The 16,878-nt window shown below is 28.4% G+C and carries 16 protein-coding genes and 1 other RNA gene; 11 read left to right on the top strand and 6 right to left on the bottom strand.

The window, feature by feature from the left end:
• Positions 1-70: 70 nt before the first annotated feature.
• The 3 genes from BN899_RS13160 to BN899_RS13170 all read right to left on the bottom strand — a co-directional run bounded on the left by BN899_RS13160 (position 71) and on the right by BN899_RS13170 (position 3,123).
• Positions 71-1,105 (bottom strand): helix-turn-helix domain-containing protein, encoded by a 1,035-nt coding sequence (locus BN899_RS13160; protein WP_147568565.1) that lies wholly within the window; start codon positions 1,103-1,105, stop codon positions 71-73.
• 133 nt (positions 1,106-1,238) lie between these two features.
• Positions 1,239-1,535 carry a response regulator transcription factor gene (locus BN899_RS13165; protein WP_042276217.1) on the bottom strand — a complete coding sequence of 99 codons (297 nt, stop codon included), beginning with the start codon at positions 1,533-1,535 and terminating at the stop codon, positions 1,239-1,241.
• Positions 1,516-3,123, bottom strand: a complete 1,608-nt coding sequence (locus BN899_RS13170) for a sensor histidine kinase (RefSeq protein WP_161628748.1) — start codon at positions 3,121-3,123, stop codon at positions 1,516-1,518. Before BN899_RS13170 ends, BN899_RS13165 begins: the two co-directional genes overlap by 20 nt.
• A 302-nt stretch (positions 3,124-3,425) precedes the next feature.
• Here BN899_RS13170 and BN899_RS13175 point away from each other — a divergent pair, with 302 nt between their 5' ends.
• From BN899_RS13175 to secG, 8 genes are all read left to right on the top strand, one after another.
• Positions 3,426-4,691, top strand: a complete 1,266-nt coding sequence (locus tag BN899_RS13175; protein ID WP_042276222.1) for an ABC transporter substrate-binding protein — start codon at positions 3,426-3,428, stop codon at positions 4,689-4,691.
• Positions 4,692-4,912: 221 nt separating this feature from the next.
• A complete protein-coding gene (locus BN899_RS13180) occupies positions 4,913-5,698 on the top strand; it encodes a carbohydrate ABC transporter permease (protein ID WP_330362560.1) in 786 nt (261 codons plus the stop codon).
• Positions 5,699-5,733: 35 nt separating this feature from the next.
• Positions 5,734-6,531, top strand: a complete 798-nt coding sequence (locus BN899_RS13185; RefSeq protein WP_242824183.1) for a carbohydrate ABC transporter permease — start codon at positions 5,734-5,736, stop codon at positions 6,529-6,531.
• A 44-nt stretch (positions 6,532-6,575) separates the two neighbouring features.
• Positions 6,576-8,738: an alpha-galactosidase gene (locus BN899_RS13190; protein WP_042276228.1), complete on the top strand. Its 2,163-nt coding sequence runs from the start codon at positions 6,576-6,578 to the stop codon at positions 8,736-8,738.
• Positions 8,739-8,765: 27 nt separating this feature from the next.
• Positions 8,766-9,182: an ureidoglycolate lyase gene (locus BN899_RS13195; RefSeq protein ID WP_042276230.1), complete on the top strand. Its 417-nt coding sequence runs from the start codon at positions 8,766-8,768 to the stop codon at positions 9,180-9,182.
• A 23-nt stretch (positions 9,183-9,205) separates the two neighbouring features.
• The gene (locus BN899_RS13200; RefSeq protein WP_207636862.1) at positions 9,206-10,861 is read left to right on the top strand and encodes a hypothetical protein; all 1,656 of its coding nucleotides are present in this window, start codon (positions 9,206-9,208) and stop codon (positions 10,859-10,861) included.
• Positions 10,827-11,492: a hypothetical protein gene (locus BN899_RS19405; RefSeq protein ID WP_207636863.1), complete on the top strand. Its 666-nt coding sequence runs from the start codon at positions 10,827-10,829 to the stop codon at positions 11,490-11,492. The genes BN899_RS13200 and BN899_RS19405 overlap by 35 nt, the downstream gene beginning before the upstream one ends.
• 156 nt (positions 11,493-11,648) lie before the next feature.
• Positions 11,649-11,873: a preprotein translocase subunit SecG gene (gene secG, locus BN899_RS13205; RefSeq protein ID WP_147568572.1), complete on the top strand. Its 225-nt coding sequence runs from the start codon at positions 11,649-11,651 to the stop codon at positions 11,871-11,873.
• A gap of 184 nt (positions 11,874-12,057) precedes the next feature.
• Here secG and BN899_RS13210 read toward each other — a convergent pair whose 3' ends face one another.
• The 3 genes from BN899_RS13210 to BN899_RS13220 form a co-directional block, all read right to left on the bottom strand.
• Positions 12,058-12,369 (bottom strand): DUF898 family protein, encoded by a 312-nt coding sequence (locus tag BN899_RS13210; RefSeq protein ID WP_042276234.1) that lies wholly within the window; start codon positions 12,367-12,369, stop codon positions 12,058-12,060.
• Between the two features lie 254 nt (positions 12,370-12,623).
• Positions 12,624-12,872, bottom strand: coding sequence for a spore coat protein (locus BN899_RS13215; protein ID WP_042276236.1), 249 nt, complete (start codon positions 12,870-12,872; stop codon positions 12,624-12,626).
• An 11-nt stretch (positions 12,873-12,883) separates the two neighbouring features.
• A complete protein-coding gene (locus tag BN899_RS13220; RefSeq protein WP_042276239.1) occupies positions 12,884-13,069 on the bottom strand; it encodes a hypothetical protein in 186 nt (61 codons plus the stop codon).
• A gap of 434 nt (positions 13,070-13,503) precedes the next feature.
• Between BN899_RS13220 and rnr the strand changes: the two genes are divergently transcribed.
• The 3 genes from rnr (at position 13,504) to ssrA (ending at position 16,746) form a co-directional block, all read left to right on the top strand.
• Positions 13,504-15,663, top strand: coding sequence for a ribonuclease R (gene rnr / locus BN899_RS13225; protein WP_042276242.1), 2,160 nt, complete (start codon positions 13,504-13,506; stop codon positions 15,661-15,663).
• A gap of 128 nt (positions 15,664-15,791) precedes the next feature.
• A complete protein-coding gene (gene smpB / locus BN899_RS13230) occupies positions 15,792-16,247 on the top strand; it encodes an SsrA-binding protein SmpB (protein ID WP_042276245.1) in 456 nt (151 codons plus the stop codon).
• A 152-nt stretch (positions 16,248-16,399) separates the two neighbouring features.
• Positions 16,400-16,746: a transfer-messenger RNA gene (gene ssrA / locus BN899_RS13235) on the top strand.
• Positions 16,747-16,878 lie beyond the last annotated feature (132 nt).

Genomic DNA, 16,878 nt, shown 5'->3' on the forward strand with positions numbered 1-16,878 from the left:
AACTCTAATAAATAGAGTTCATTTTTTATGATTTTAAATATATTAAGTTTAAATTAATCGTATATTGTATTTATTTTTGATTAGATTTTATAAACTCTGAAGGTGTGACACCTTCAATCTTAAGAAACTGCTTTGAAAAATGTCTATAGCTATGATAACCAACTTTTTCAGAAATATCTTTTATGGATAGAGAAGAAAAAATTAATAATTTTTTACTTTCTTTTATTCTTATAGTAGTTATATAATCTATAAACTTTAAGCCTGATTTTTCATGAAATATTTTACTCAGATAATTTGGTGTAATATTATACAATGATGCTATAGTACTAACGCCAATTTCATTCATATAATTTAATTTTATATACTTTATTATTTCATCTATTAAAGAATCATTAACTGTTTTAGGTATTTTACTAAATATAGTTGATGAATGTTTTAATAAAGCATTAGTAAACATAGGAAAATCATAATTAAAATCAAATTTAAATCCTATTGATATATCAAGAAATTCATTTAAGGAATTTTTATTTATATTATTATAAATATTTTTTAGGGTTAATGAGTCGCTTATTTTATGTACATATTTTTTATATAAAAGTTCTTCTTTTTCTATATAATATTGGCTTAACTTTAAAATATAATTAGAAAATTGTAAGTAATCTTTTTTAGATTCATTGAGGTAATTATTGATATCAACTAATTTTCTAAAGTTATGTATAGTTCTTATATAAGTATGTTCTTGAATTTGCTTTAATCCTATGTAGCAATCAAATATGCTATTATAATTACAATCACTAAATAAAGTAATGCTATAGTTTTCTCCTTGTATAGATGAGAGTTTCTTTGAAAAATCAATTTCTATTTTATCTTTAATATACCTAACTATCAAAACTAAATTTTCAGGGTTAACATAATAAGTTGCAAATCTTATATTATTATTTAGCCTATCATACATAAACTCTCTTATTGAATTTAAGATATTTTTACATACTAAACTTTTATCCTTTACATTGTATAGTCCATCTATTAAAAATAAATATGACTTGTACAAATAAATATCTTCATCAATATTAATAACGTTTTCCTTATATTCATCAATATTCAATTTATTAAATGTAGATATTATAGAAAGTTCAAAGCTGTCATTTTCTTTTATAATAGAGTTCTTTTTATTTACGTTAGTATTAGATAGAATAAGTTTTAGGTCATCTAAGCTAATAGGCTTTAATAAATAATCTTTAACACCAAGAGTAATAGCTTTTTTTTACTAAGTCAAATTCTCTTTCTCCAGTTAGTATAAACCATTGAGTAGTAGTAAAACTATTTTTACATTGTTCTATTGCAGATAGGCCATCCATTAGAGGCATATTAATATCAACAAAAGCTAAATCGATAGAATTATCCTTAAAAGATTTAATTAATTCTTTTCCATTTTTTGCTTCAATGAAAGTATGAGTATTTGGTTCGATTTCTTCAATCATACTTCTTAGAGCTAACCTAATAAGTCTTTCATCATCAGCTAATAATATAATCATAATCTAAATCCTCCTTTAAAGGTAACTTTACTATACAATTTGTACCTACACCTAAAGTGCTACTTATGTTAAGTTGGCTATCATTTTCAAATAAATGTAATCTTTCAACTATATTTTTAATCCCTGTGCTATCACTACAACCAGAGCTATTAGTATCAAAGCCAACACCATTATCGCATATTGATATAATTAAATTATAGTTTTGGTTGTCATTTTCTATAATAGAGGATACTTTAATTAAAATAGGTTCACCTGAATCCTTAAATCCGTGCTTAATACAATTTTCAACTAATGGTTGTAATATAAGTTTAGGCACCTTAATATTTTTTGTATTATTACTTAAATTAAGTTCAAAATCAATTAAGTCATCAAATCGTAATTTTTCAAGAGATAAATATTTCTCGATGCAGTTAAATTCTTCTTCTAATGTAGATATATCTGAGTTTTTACAAGTATAACGATAAAATTGTGAAAGTTGAATTAAAGAATCTTCAAGTAATTGTTTTTCATTAAGTCTATTAAGTGCAACAAATCCATTTAATATGTTATTTAAAAAGTGTGGATTTATTTGTGTTTGAAGCGCTATATACTCAGCTTTCTTTTTATTTATAATGGCTTCATATTCATTTTTAGCATGCAATTTAATTTTATAAGATATTTTATTTATAGCATTAGATATATGCTCAAACTCATAAGTTCCAGATATGTTAGAGTCAATCGATAAATCTCCTGTTTCTAGCTGTTCTATATTAGATGTAATTTGATATATGGAATTAATTATACTTCTACTTCTTATTTTAAAAAATAAGAGAGAGATTATAACAAATAATATTCCTATAAGTAAAAGCATAAATGCCATTAGCATAGTCTTAGAATATAAATCTTGTTTTGAGTCTAGATACAATAATGTCCAGTCGTTAGATGCAATTTTTTTTTCTAAAACATTATGATTTTGTGTATTATATTCTGCTGATTTTCCATTTTGATGTGTTGAGTATATGGTCTGTTTATCTTCATCTAATAATAAAAGCTGTGAATTTTCACTAATATTTATAGTAGATATAATTTCTTTTATTGTAGATTCTTCAGCATCAACTTTTATTATTCCTAATACTTTTTTAGTATCTAGATTTTTAACAACTCTCATTAGTGAAAATACTTTATATTCATTTTGCGAGTTAGGATACTTTGTATTGTGGACGGGTGTAAAATATGTACCTCCATCTGCTTCTAATGTTGACTTAATCCAGTCATTGTAATATTTAGGTGAAGGAACTTCACTTAAAATATTATAGTATTTACTTACTAAATAAGACTTAGAAGGATCACTTTCTGGAATAAAAGTTATTGATAATATATCCTTTCTAGAAGAATTAATTAGTTTATTAAGTGTAGAACTATAATCTTTATTTAAATTATATAAATTTATGTTATTTAAATTTCTATTTTCTATACTGGAATTTAAATAAGACATATATTCAAAAATTTCATTATACATATATGGTGTTAATGTTAATCTTTGTAAATCATTTAAATAAGTATCTATATTATTAGATACAGAATTAAGAGTATTTTCAAATGAATTCATATTTTGTTTAGTGAGAAGATTATTAAAATAATTAAAGAATAAAATTAAACAAATAATCAAAGGTACAAGTATACTAACCGTAAATAATATCATCAATTTAGAGCTAAAAGTGTAAAATTTTTTCATAAATCTCACCTCGATAATTCAAAAACGTTTCAAAGTATAATTCTATATAATTATATCAACTTGGGAAAATTATGGCAATTGTAGAAATTGATACTTAAAGTGTAGAATTGGTACATATAAAATGAAAATTATATATTTTATAATAATATTAAGAAATCTAGATGGGGGATAAAAATATGAATAGAAAATTAGCTAGTATAATTGCATGTAGTGTGTTAACGTTTTCGATGGTTACAGGGTGTAGTAGCACAGGAAAAGAAGGTGACTCTTCTAAAAAAGAAGATGTAACACTTACATTTATGACAAATAAGGTAGGGAAACCATCTGATGCTTTAAAAGAGGTATGTGAGGATTTTACAAATGAGACTGGTATTAAAGTAGAGTTTTCAGCACCAGGTAGTAACTATGAAGAGCTTATGAAAACTAAAATGGCAGCAAATGACCTTCCGGATTTATGGACAACACATGGATGGTCTGTAGCTAGATATTCAGAATACTTAAGACCGCTAAATGATCAGCCTTGGTTTAAAGATGTTTCTCAATCAATAAAACCTGTTATAACAGGAAATAATGATGAAATATATGCATTGCCTGTGAACATGGATATTGCAGGAATATTATATAATGTGGAAGTTTTAGAGAAGTCAGGTGTAAATGTTGATGATATAAAAACTTGGGGTGATTTTGAAAAAGCATTAGATAAGATAAAAGCTGCTGGATTTACTCCAATACATATAGGTGGTAAGGATAGTTGGACAATAGGTCAATTCTTTGACTGGGTTGCACCATCATTTTATGTAACTAATGAAAATAAAAACTATAGAAAAGAACTAAAAGATGGCTCATTTGATTGGAAACTATGGTCAGAAGTAGCTGGATTATTTGAAAAATGGAACAATGCTGGATACTTTAATGTTGACAGTTTAACTTCTGATTATAATACAGCAGCAAAATTATTAGGAGAAGGAAAAGTTGCTTTTGAATTCTATGGAAATAATACAATGAATGACGCGTTATCATATAACAAAGATGCTAAATTAGGATTTATGCCAATTCCTGCAAAAGATGAATCAGATGAACCAACATTAATAGCAGGTGAAGATATAGCAATAGGTGTTAATAAAAACTCTAAAAATGAAGAAGCAGCACTTAAGTTATTAAATTACTTTGCAAAACCGGAAGTATTATCTAAGTTATCTACAATAAGTGCGATGCCATCAGGAATAAATGGAATTGAAAGTGATACAGGTATGGCTAACGAGTACTATGATAAATATAAAGATGTAAAAACTATGCCATATTTTGATAGAGCATACTTACCAAATGGAATGTGGGATGATATGTGTATAGGTGGAGCTAGTATATTGTCTAAAGAAAAAGATGCAGTTCAAAAATCTGTAGATCAAATGAGACAAAGTTACAACGATAAAATAAATCAATAGATTTATATGTAAATTTAATTAGATTAAAACAAATTCGAGAGTACATAATTGTACTCTCGAATTTTATAAAAGGGAGGGGAATTTATGAAGGAAGCTGTTTGTAATAAAAAAGAAATGAAACCTGAAATTAAAATAAAAAATCAATGTTAAGTAAAAAAGCGTATATGAATTTATTTTATTTGCCAGCATTAATACTTTTTTTAATCATAGTAATATATCCCTTGCTTAAGGGAATAATGTTCTCATTTACAAATTGGAATGGATTTTCTCAAACGTATAAGTTTGTTGGGATAGAAAACTATAAGAGAATACTTACTGACCCAAATGTAAAATTAGCTTTTTTTAATACTATAATTTATGGATTTGGAAGTACAATATTGCAAAATGTTCTTGGATTAGGGTATGCAATATTTTTAAATGATAAATTTAGAGGAAGATCTTTGTGTAGAACAATAATATACTTACCAGTTATGGTTGCACCATTAATAATGGGATACATTGTATATTTCTTATTTCAATATGATGGAGGAGCATTTAATGACATCTTAATTTTATTAGGAAAAGAGCCTCTAGATTGGCTAGCAGATGGTCAAAGGTCAGTAATAATTATGACACTTGTTAATACACTTCAGTTTGTAGGAATATCGATGGTAATTTACTTAGCTGGACTTCAAAATATACCACAAATGTATTATGAAGCAGCAGATGTTGATGGAATATCAAAATTAGGTAAGTTTAGATATATTACTCTACCATTATTAATGCCAGCTATAACTTCATCAGTAATAGTAAACTTAATCGGAGGTTTAAAACTATTTGATATAATCATGGCATTAACATCAGGTGGACCAGGATTCTCATCACATTCTCTATCAACTTTAGTAACTCATACATATTTTAGAGGACAAAATGCAGGATATTCAGTAACAATAGGATTGGTTACATTTGTCTTTATAGCAATAACTTCAAATATTATAATGAAGTATTTAGATAGTAAGGAGGTATAATATATGATTAAGAAAAAATCAAAGGAAAGAGCAGAGTGAAAAAAAGTATTTTAGCCATATTGATTTCACTAGTACATATAATACCGCTATACATATTAGTAGGTGTAGCATTAAAAAGACCTGATGATTTAAGTTCTAGATGGAAACTACCAGATTATTTATATCTAGATAATTTTAATGTTGCAATAGAACAAGGAAACATATTAAAAGGATTAGGAGATAGTTCAATAATTACTTTTATTTCAATAGTACTTATAACTATAATTGGTGCTATGGCAGCATATCCATTAGCAAGAAATGCTACGAAAACTAATAGGAGAGTAAAATCATTTGTCATGGGGATAATGATGGTACCTCCACTAAGTATAGTTGTTCCTTTATATTCAATGATGGCAGATTTACAAGCTACTAGTACTTATTGGGGAATAATTGTAATATTAGTAACTTTCCAATTGCCTATGAGTGTTTTTTTATACTACAACTTTATAAGATCAATTCCAAAAGATTTAGATGAAGCAGCATCAATTGATGGATGCGGACCATTAAGAACATTTTTTAAAATAATACTTCCACAACTTACTCCAGTTACAGCTTCAGTTGTAATATTAACTGGTGTATCTTGTTGGAATGATTATCAATTTTCATTATACATGTTACAGTCATCAAATATAAAGACAGTAACTCAAACTATAGCAAGTTTCTTCTCTCAAAACTCATCAAATATGAATGCAGCTGCGGCAACTGCTTTATTAGGAATATTACCAATACTAATAGCATTTATATTCCTACAAAAATACTTTATTAAAGGCATGATAGATAGTGCTATTAAATAATAAATTCTAATTTAAAATATATAACATTATTTAGGGGGAGCAATATGAACAATAAAAACTTTCATCCAATATTAAATGAACCACCAATAGCTCATGCATTACATAAGTGGGATGAGGAAAATAGGATATTAACTTATGAGTACAATGGTAGAAATATAATTACTATGGAAATTGGAGGAGATGATGAAGTTGGATTTAGACATGGATCAGATGGAAACCTTCAAAATATACCATTTGTACAACAGTTGTATGTAATGTTAGATAGGCCGATTAAATCTAAGGTAACTTTACTTTTAAGCAGTGACGCTATAAATATGAAGCCAAATCGTGCTAAGCAAGAAGAAGCTATCATAGGCCAAGTTGGTAGACCAACAATGAATGGAGTAAATGGAGTATATGATATAAATCAAGATTTACTTATTGATTGGAATGGCTGTGATTGGAGATGGATTTCAGAAAAGTTTGAAGAAAATGAAGACAAAACTTTAAAGGTAGAGTTAGAAATAGAACTTGGGCCAAAACCTTTATTTATAAATTTAAGGATGCAATATTATAGAAAACATTTAGGATATAGCTATCATAAGCCTTGGGAATTTAGACCAAACTTAAAACCTTTAACAGGATGGTGCTCTTGGGAAGCATTTAGACGAGATGTAACCCAAGAAAATATAGAGGAAGTTTCTAAATTCTTTGGAAAACATTTAAGGGATTATGGATTAGAGTATATACAAATTGATGATGGATTCCAAAATATGCCTTTACCATTGGATCCAAAGGGTTCATTAGCAGAAGGTTGGTTAAATACTAATAAACAATTCCCTAAGGGACACAGTGGAGCAGTAAAGTCTATAGAAGAAGAAGGATTAAAAGCTGGAATTTGGACTAATGCAAATATTACAAATGAAGAATTTGCAAAAGAACAAAGTCAGTTTTTAATCAAAGGAAATGACGGAAAGCCAATGATAGGTGAGTGGATTGACTATCTAATAGATTGTAGTGAAGAAGCATTAGATAAGCATATAGCACCTTTTTATAAAGGATTAAAAGGATATGGATACGATTATTTTAAAACTGATGCTATAAGACATCTGTTATTAGATGGACTTCATGAAGCTGTAAGACAAGGGCTTATGACAAATGAAGACGCAGAAAATAAGTTTAGGGCTTATATGAAATGTGCAAGAGAAAATATAGGAGATGATGCTTACTTCTTAGCATCGTGGGGGATATTATCTGAAGTTGTAGGTCTAGTAGATGCATGTCGTATTGCAATGGATGCAAATCCAACTTGGGCAGGCATAAGAATGCAAATAGTTGAATCAGCTAGATGGTTCCACACTCAACGTATATTATTCTTAATAGATCCAGACCACATTTGTGCGAGAACTAATATAGAATGGGCAAGAAGTATTTGCTCTTTAGTATCTTTATCAGGTGGATTATATATGCTTAGCGATCCATTAGAAAATTATGATAAAGATAGATTAGATATTATTCAAAGAACATTACCAACTTTAAAAACTTTTACAGGTGAAACTGGAAATATAGATTTAACATATCCGGCATTTACATGGACAAAACTTCATGGATTTGCAGTTCCTAGGGAAAACCCAGTAGCAACAGAAGATATAACAATAGAAGATGCTATAAATATGGCAGGAAATTATGAATCAATGGATGATAACCACCCATTCTCATCTTTATGGAATATTCATATAGACAGAGAGTATAGAAGATGGAGTATATTAGGAAGATTTGCTACAGTTCCATTAAAAGAAAGTAATGTATATTTTAAAGATTTAGGATTAGATAACTTAAAAGAATACTTAGCATTTGATTTCTGGGAGAAAAAATACTTAGGAAGAATTAAAGAAAGTATTAATTGTAGAGCATTGGACCTTGGTAATTGTCAAATTATTTCGTTAACAGAAGTAAAAGAGCATCCGCAGGTTATAGCCTCTACAAGACATGTAAGTATGGATGATGTAAGTATAAAATCACAAAATTGGATCAACAACACTCTTATATTAGACCTAGAGGGAATAAAAAATACTAAAGAAGAATACGTCTTCCATATCCCAAAAGGATATACAGTTGAAAATATTAAATCAACTAACTCTAATGTTTCTTATGATTTATGTGATGAGTTATTAAAAGTTATTGTAGAATTTGACCATAGCGATGCAAAAATAGAAATAGAATTTTAATTAATATAAAATAGGACGGATAATAAAATGAAAAAAACTATTTTAAATATATCAAGGGAAAACTTCTCACCTTTTGGAGATGTTATAGAATTTAGTTCAGATTGTGAAGAAAGATTTGAAATAATAACAAAAGAGCAAGCTGAGCCATGGAGAATAGCTGTATATAGATATAAGGAAAAAAGTATAAGTAAGATGGAGAACCATCCTACATCTATGGAAAGCTTTGAACCTTTAACAGGAACAACATTACTTATGGTTGCAGAAAATAAAACTCCACAAGATTATAAGGTATTTCTTTTAGATAAGCCAGTATGTTTACACAAAGGAATATGGCATCAAGTTATAAGTCTTTCTAGCGAGGCTAGTGTAAAGATAACAGAAAACTTAGAGGTTACATCACAATTTTATGAATTTGACAAAGAAATAGAAGTTATAATTTCATAAATAAAATATGGAGGGTGTAAAATATGAGTAGGATTAATAAAAATAAAATGAAGGTAGTAGTTCCCCTATCAATTGCAATTGCAGTAACAAGTGCAAATTCTCTAGTTCTTGTAAATGCTAATTCAAACTCAAATAAAATGCAATACACATCAAATAGCATGGTACAATCAGATAATTTAATAAAAAATTCTGGATTTGAAAATGAAAATAGTAAAGAGTTTTGGGAATTTATTGGAGGTTCAGGCATAGCTAGTAACAACCCATATAATGGGAAACATTTTTACTTAGATGGTGGAAGTGAAAATAAAATAAAGCAAACTGTTATAGCACCTAAAACAGGAAACTATGATGTATCAGCTTGGCTATCAATTGGTGGAAGAAATAGTAAAATATCAGTTATAGATAAAAAGAGTGGAGAAATAATTTCACAAATGGAAATTGATGCAAAAAGTACTTACAATCAATATGTATTAAATCAAGTTTACTTAGAAAAAGGAGCTGAAGTAGAAGTTGTTATTATAGCAGGTTCTGGATGGGTAAATGGAGATGAAATTACAATGAATTTAAGTGAAACAGAGTATAATGACATAAAAACAATAGAATTTTACAATCAAGTTGGAAATGTAAATATAGATAATGAGAAAAAATCAATAGAATTTCATGTTCCATATGGTACAGATGTAAGTCAAATTAAACTTAAATCCATTGAAGTATCTAGAGGTGCAACTGTAAACTACAAATCCGATGATGTATTAGATTTTACAACTCCTCAAATATTTAAAGTATCATCAGAAAAGTCTAGTGAAGATTGGACAGTAAACTGTATTGTAAAAGAAAAACAAGCAATAGTAACATCATCAAATAAAGAAATAGAAGATGGGTTTAATTGGGCAATGAATAAAACAAGTCAGTTTGTGATGACTGGTAAAAAAGGTATAGTTAATAAAGATGAGAATAGACCAAATGGTGATGGAACAGGAGAAAAAGAGTATTTACCATCATACTGGGCAGGTTACTATGACAGAACTGCATTTTATGGTAGAGATTTTGTCCATCAAGCAACAGGTGCACAAATAGCAGGATTAAGAGACGAGAATTTCTCTATTTTCAAGGTATTTGCTAAAAATGCAACAGAATCAAGAAAGTGGTATACACTTTGGGCGTTTAACTTTGATGGATCACCACATACAATAGATTATAAAAATGATAATAATTTTGTAAGAGAAGTTCCAGCACAATTTGAACTTGTAGAAAAGGCTTATGAACAGTATTTATGGACAGGAGACAAAAGATATATAGAAGATGATGAATTATGGAATTTCTATACTAAGGTTATGACAGATTACATTGATTTACATGATGATCAAAATCCAAATGGTATAGCTGAGGGAAAGGGTGGAATTTTCCAAGGTTCATGTACTTATAATGAAAGAGGAGAACATCCAATAGAGGCAGGAGATGCTATAGGCTCACAATATCAAGCAACTTTAGCTTATGCAGGAATGCTTGAAGCAAGAGGTGAGAAAAAAGAGTCCCAAAAGTGGTATAAAAAAGCAGAGTCATTAAAAAAATACTTCAATGAAGAATGGAGTGTAATTGACCCTAATAATAAGGATGAAAATTATGCAAGAATCATAGATAAAGATGGAAAGAAGAAAAATGACTTTGGAAAGAAATAGTTGGTTTATACCGATGAAATTAATTACAGAACCAGGAACAAGAAATGATAAATATCTAGATTATATATCAGAAAAATTAGGAAATGGTATAAATACTACACCAGAAGCACCTAGAAATATAGAAGCATATACTTATATACCAGATACATACTTCCCATACAATAGAAATGAAGAAGCATGGAAATGGATGAAATATATACTAAGCGTAAGAGATGATGATCATGAGCGTCCATCACAAGGTACAAATGGAGATTATCCAGAAATATCATTTACATTAGTATCTCAAACTGTAGAGGGTATGATGGGAATAGAAGCTAATGCACCTGATAAATCAGTGGTAACAGCTCCACGTTTACCGAAAGATGTAGATTGGATAAAAATAGATAATCTAGAAATGGGAGAATATGAACTTTCAATAAATCATAATGGACTTGATATGACAACTTTAACTAATAACTCATCAAAAAATTTAAAATGGGAAGCAAGATTCTATGGAGATTATGACTACATAGTGGTAGAAGGTAAGAAATTTAAAGCTAAGAAAAAAGAAGTAAATGGAGAATTAGTAAGTTATAGGGATGTATCAGTTAAGAAAAATGATACAGTAGATGTAAAAGCTACTAATAAGTAAAAAATTATAAACTATAAATGAAAGCTTTCAGTTTTACTGGGAGCTTTTTGATTTAGTAAACTAGGATGGATACCTTGAATTGACTAGATTATTGTGGTATATTAAAATATGATTTAAACTTAATATACATAAAGATAGGAGGGATTATAGATGGACATAGGAACTATATTAATGGGTGTACAAGTTGTACTAGCTGTACTTTTAATAGTTAGTATAATGCCACAGGATAGTAAAGGTGCTCTTCCTTCACAATTTGGTGGAGAAGGAAATCAAACTTACTTTAAACCAAAAGGAAAAGAAGCTTTTCTTGGTAGATTAACTAAAATAACATCAGTGTTATTTTTCTTAAATGCATTAGCAATGCTTTTATTAAAGAAGTAATATTAAATAACAGGCCATTATTTAATAAATGTATTTAAGGTATTATTTAAAAGTTAAATTTAATTTTTAAAAAGATAATGTATTGAAGTAAAATATAAAAATTTTATTTTAATACATTATTTTATTTTAAATAAAAAAGCTATGGAAAAAGGTTATATACCAATTCCATAGCTTTTTTATAATCTTAGTTATCAAATACTGTATTCTTAGCTTTCCATTCTTCCATTTTTATTTCAAGCCAGAAACCATATATTCCAAGTGTTATTATAGTTAATAACCACCATTTTATATAGTTAACGAATAATGACCCACCTGTTCCAGTAAATTTAAGTCTTCTACCTTCTATAACTGTATGCTTTTTAATCCAGCTATGCTTTAAAGTAACAGCCCAAGGCGTAGCAATTCCTAAAGTAAAAGCAGATATTAAAAATGATATGATATTAATTCCTATAAGTTCTAAAACTCCACCATCAAATTCTGATCTTTGATAATCCATTATGTCATCTCCCTCTGTGATTTATGATATTGTAATTATACACTAATATTTAATAAATGAAACTTAATTAAACCTTAAAAAAATATTTTTTAATTTTAAGGTAAACTGTGGGATTTAGATTGTGAATATTTATAGGAATAGTTTTTATTTGATTTAACAATGAAACTATGTAGTGAAATGGTAATTTATTAAACGTTAAACGTATAAAAAAATGTAACCTTAGATATAATATATATTTAAGGTTACATTTTTTACTACCCTTGAGAAACTTGTTGCTTAACTATTGAAATTTCAGTTGGTGAAGCAGGCTGTGCTGGAATATAATAGCCTTTTTCTTTAGCTTTTTTGAAAAGATTATATTGACGTATTTCATCTTGATCTCTCATTTGTTGTAGAGTTTGACGAAGTTGTTCATTTTCAGTTTGAGCTATTATACCACCATAGCCAGCTAAGCTAGCATTTATACCAGCTAAATAATCATTTACTATCTCTTTTTCTTGCATTTGTTTACCTCCTATCCTAAGAACATTATTAGTTTTTCTTTGCTCGACTTTGCATCTTGAGCGTCTTTTTCAAACATTTGCTTTAACTCTGGATCAGCGCATTGTAAAGCATAGTCATTTAACTTCTTTTCAATTGTGCAGTGAGCACCAATTAAATGTCTTAGATTTTGTAGTTCTAATTCATTTAAATTACCCATAATAGTCAACTCCTTTACTTTAGATTCAGTAGTATTATTATCGAAGTTGTATGAGTATATTCAACAAAATAACTAATAATATCTTTTCTTATTATAGAAGATAATGTAATATAATTTATTTATTAGGAATTAGAATGGTTTTACTGTGTAATATTAATAAATAAATTATATTAAAAAAATATATCACTTATAAAAAGTATTTAAATTATAAAAAAATTTATTTTAAACATTAATTAATTTGTCAAGACTATTTACCAGTTTTACCAAAGTATTACAATAGTGTATAATGATTAAATGGTAATAATAAAATATAAATATAGAATTAATAAAGTAAATAAGTATTAATTATATACAATTAATATCATAGTATAAAATATAATAAATTTTTTTAAAGTAAAAAGATTTATACAAATAAAGAACATGGAGGTAAGTTAATGTTACCAGGACTTAAAGAACGTTTATTGGGACTTATAAATGATTCAGATTATAGCCCTTTAAGGAAAGAAGAATTAGCAGTTATATTTGATATACATGCGTGTGAAGCTGCAATGTTTTATAACTTTTTAGATGAACTAGAAGAAGACGGATATATATGTAAAACTAAAAAGGAAAAAATAATAGCACCTAAAACAATGGGATACTTTGTAGGGAAATTTGTATCACATAGAAAAGGATTTGGATTTGTTGAATCTGATGAAGAATATACACAAGATTTATTTATCCCAGCCAGCGATATAAATGGAGCTATGCATAACGATAGAGTTATGGCTGAAATAGTAACACCAGCTACTGATGAAAGAAGGGCTGAAGGTAAAATAGTAAAAGTTATTCAAAGAGAAATAACTAGAATTGTTGGAGTATTCCAACCAAATAAAAATTTTGGATTTGTTATACCTGACGATAAAAAGTTTAATAAAGATATATATGTACCTAAAAAATTCTTTAGTGGTGCAAGAGAAAATGATAAGGTTGTATGCGAAATAACTGTATGGCCTAAAGAAGATAGAAAACCAGAAGGTAAAGTTGTTGAGGTATTAGGACAAAAAGGATTAAAAGAAGTAGAAATACATTCTATAATAAAAGCTCATGGATTACCTGAAGAATTCCCTAAAAAGGTATTAGATGAAGCAGAACATGTAGCTATCCCAATACCACAAGAAGAAATGGAAAGAAGATTAGATATAAGAGGTTTAAAAACATTTACAATAGATGGAGACGACGCTAAAGACTTAGATGATGCTATATCTATAGAGATGTTAGATAACGGAAACTTCAGTTTAGGTGTTCATATAGCAGACGTTACTCATTATGTAAGAGAAAAAAGTAAATTAGATAAAGAAGCTTTAAAAAGAGCAACTTCAGTTTACTTAGTAGACACAGTAATACCAATGCTACCTAAAACACTTTCTAATGGAGTGTGTAGTTTAAATCCTAACGAAGATAAACTTGCTTTATCAGTATTTATGGAAATAGACCACAAAGGTAATGTTGTTAAATATGATATAAAAGAAACTATAATAGATTCAGATGCTAGAATGACATATACAGAAGTGTCAGATATTTTAGAAAATGATGATAAAGAGTTAAAAGAAAAATATTCTAATTTAGTAGAAGAATTTAAAAATGCAGAAACTTTAGCTAGAATATTAATGAATAGAAGAACAAAAAGAGGTTCAATAGACTTTGACTTCCCAGAAGCTAAAATAATATTAGATAAAGAAGGTAAAGTTTTAGAGATACAACAATATGAAAGAAGAATATCAAATAAAATAATAGAAGAATTTATGCTTATAAGTAATGAAACAGTAGCAGAGCATTTCTTCTGGTTAAATGTTCCTTTCGTTTATAGAATACATGAAACTCCATCAGTAGAAAAAATGCAAAACTTAAGCAAGTTTGTTTCTACATTTGGGTATACTATAAAAGGTGATATGGAAGAAGTACACCCTAAAGCTCTTCAATCAATAGTTGAAGGGATAAAAGGAAAAAGAGAAGAAGAAGCAATAAGTACAATAATGCTTCGTTCACTAAGACAGGCAAAATATGCTCCTGAATGTGTAGGTCACTTTGGATTAGCAGCTAAATATTACTGCCACTTTACTTCTCCAATAAGAAGATATCCAGACCTTCAAATACACAGAATAATAAAAGAGCAATTAAATCATAAATTAAATCAAAAAAGACAAGACCAACTTAAAAATATAGTAGATTATGCATCAGTTCAATCATCAGAGAGAGAAAGAAGTGCAGACCTTGCAGAAAGAGATGTTAAAGACTACTATAAAGCAGTATATATGTATGATAAGATTGGTGAAGAATTTGACGGTGTAGTATCAAGTGTAACTTCATTTGGTATGTTTATAGAACTTCCTGATACTGTTGAAGGACTTATAAGACTTGCAAATATTACTGATGACTATTATATTTATGACGATACAACATATACTATAATGGGAGAGCGAACTAAGAAGACTTTCAGAATAGGTGATCCTGTTAGAATAAAAGTTGATAATGTAAATATAGACGCTAGAGAAATAGACTTTAAGTTATTATATAAAATAGATGAAAATACAAATGTAGATAATGAAGAGTAATCTATAAATAGTGTATTAGTCAATATGACATAGTCATGTTGACTAATACATGTAAATATGGTATATTTTTACTAAATAAATAAGCTTATTGTTTATGAATAATATAGAAGTTAAGAAGGTGAATTTATATGACTGGTAAAAAGGTATTAGCTAGTAATAGAAAAGCAAGACATGAGTACTTTATAGAAGAAACTTATGAATGTGGAATAGAATTAAAAGGTACAGAAGTAAAATCTATAAGACAAGGTAAGTTAAACTTAAGTGACGGATTTGCATCTGTTGATAATAGTGAAGTATTTTTAAAACAAGTTCATATAAGTCCATACGAGCAAGGGAACATATTTAATGTTGATCCTTTAAGAACTAGAAAATTATTACTTCATAAGCATGAAATAAGAAAGCTTATAGGTGCTACTACTATAAAAGGTTACTCATTAGTTCCTTTAAGTGTTTATCTTAAAAATGGTAAAGTTAAAGTAGAATTAGCACTAGCAAAAGGTAAAAAACTATATGATAAGCGTCAAGACTTAGCTAAAAAAGATGCTCAAAGAAATATAGAAAGAGAAATGCGTGGAAAATACTAATACTTAAGGTAAAGATTTCTTTAATAACAAGTTAATTACATTGATTTTTGCTTTAAAAAGTATTATATTATAGATACACTAAAAATTAAATATAGATGGTGAAACACAAAAGTTTGCGAATTAAAAAGTCTTTAAGACTCTAAACTTACCACGGGGGCGTAAAGGTTTCGACGTGGGTTTGGAACTTGGGGCTGCGTGTCGTGTTACTCTGGGTCACGTAAAAACTGGGGAAAAAAATAAACGCAAACGATAATTACGCTTTAGCAGCTTAATGCTGCTCGACCCGCCGAGCCCTCCTGCCGGTTAGGCCTGGTCGTCATTTATGCAGGGAACTACTTTTAGGGTGTCTCGACTGAAAGTGGACTAATTGGGACTGGTCGATCACATAGCCTGCCGCTGGGCGATGTGTGAGACGAGAATCTAAATCAGTTGGCTACACACGTAGATGCAACAGGGAAAGAGCTTGCGGACAGGGGTTCGATTCCCCTCGTCTCCACCATTGAAATCCACGAAAAAGGTATTGGCTAATTAGTCAATACCTTTTTTATAATAATTAATATAGAAGATAAATATAAACAACATAGGAGTTGAGTTGATATAGTGATAAGGGCTAATTGGGATGATTTTAACA

Source organism: Faecalimicrobium dakarense (genome assembly GCF_000499525.1).
Classification (GTDB): Bacteria; Bacillota; Clostridia; order Peptostreptococcales; family Peptostreptococcaceae; genus Faecalimicrobium; species Faecalimicrobium dakarense.

Excerpts from the sequence above, each read along its gene's own strand:
- BN899_RS13165 (WP_042276217.1), bottom strand. The coding sequence starts at position 1,535 with ATGATTATATTATTAGCTGATGATGAAAGACTTATTAGGTTAGCTCTA.
- BN899_RS13210 (WP_042276234.1), bottom strand. The coding sequence starts at position 12,369 with ATGGATTATCAAAGATCAGAATTTGATGGTGGAGTTTTAGAACTTATA.
- BN899_RS19405 (WP_207636863.1), top strand. The coding sequence starts at position 10,827 with ATGGAAAGAAGAAAAATGACTTTGGAAAGAAATAGTTGGTTTATACCG.
- BN899_RS13190 (WP_042276228.1), top strand. The coding sequence starts at position 6,576 with ATGAACAATAAAAACTTTCATCCAATATTAAATGAACCACCAATAGCT.
- BN899_RS13220 (WP_042276239.1), bottom strand. The coding sequence starts at position 13,069 with ATGGGTAATTTAAATGAATTAGAACTACAAAATCTAAGACATTTAATT.
- rnr (WP_042276242.1), top strand. The coding sequence starts at position 13,504 with ATGTTACCAGGACTTAAAGAACGTTTATTGGGACTTATAAATGATTCA.
- BN899_RS13170 (WP_161628748.1), bottom strand. The coding sequence starts at position 3,123 with ATGAATTCATTTGAAAATACTCTTAATTCTGTATCTAATAATATAGAT.
- smpB (WP_042276245.1), top strand. The coding sequence starts at position 15,792 with ATGACTGGTAAAAAGGTATTAGCTAGTAATAGAAAAGCAAGACATGAG.
- BN899_RS13195 (WP_042276230.1), top strand. The coding sequence starts at position 8,766 with ATGAAAAAAACTATTTTAAATATATCAAGGGAAAACTTCTCACCTTTT.
- BN899_RS13175 (WP_042276222.1), top strand. The coding sequence starts at position 3,426 with ATGAATAGAAAATTAGCTAGTATAATTGCATGTAGTGTGTTAACGTTT.
- BN899_RS13215 (WP_042276236.1), bottom strand. The coding sequence starts at position 12,872 with ATGCAAGAAAAAGAGATAGTAAATGATTATTTAGCTGGTATAAATGCT.
- BN899_RS13200 (WP_207636862.1), top strand. The coding sequence starts at position 9,206 with ATGAGTAGGATTAATAAAAATAAAATGAAGGTAGTAGTTCCCCTATCA.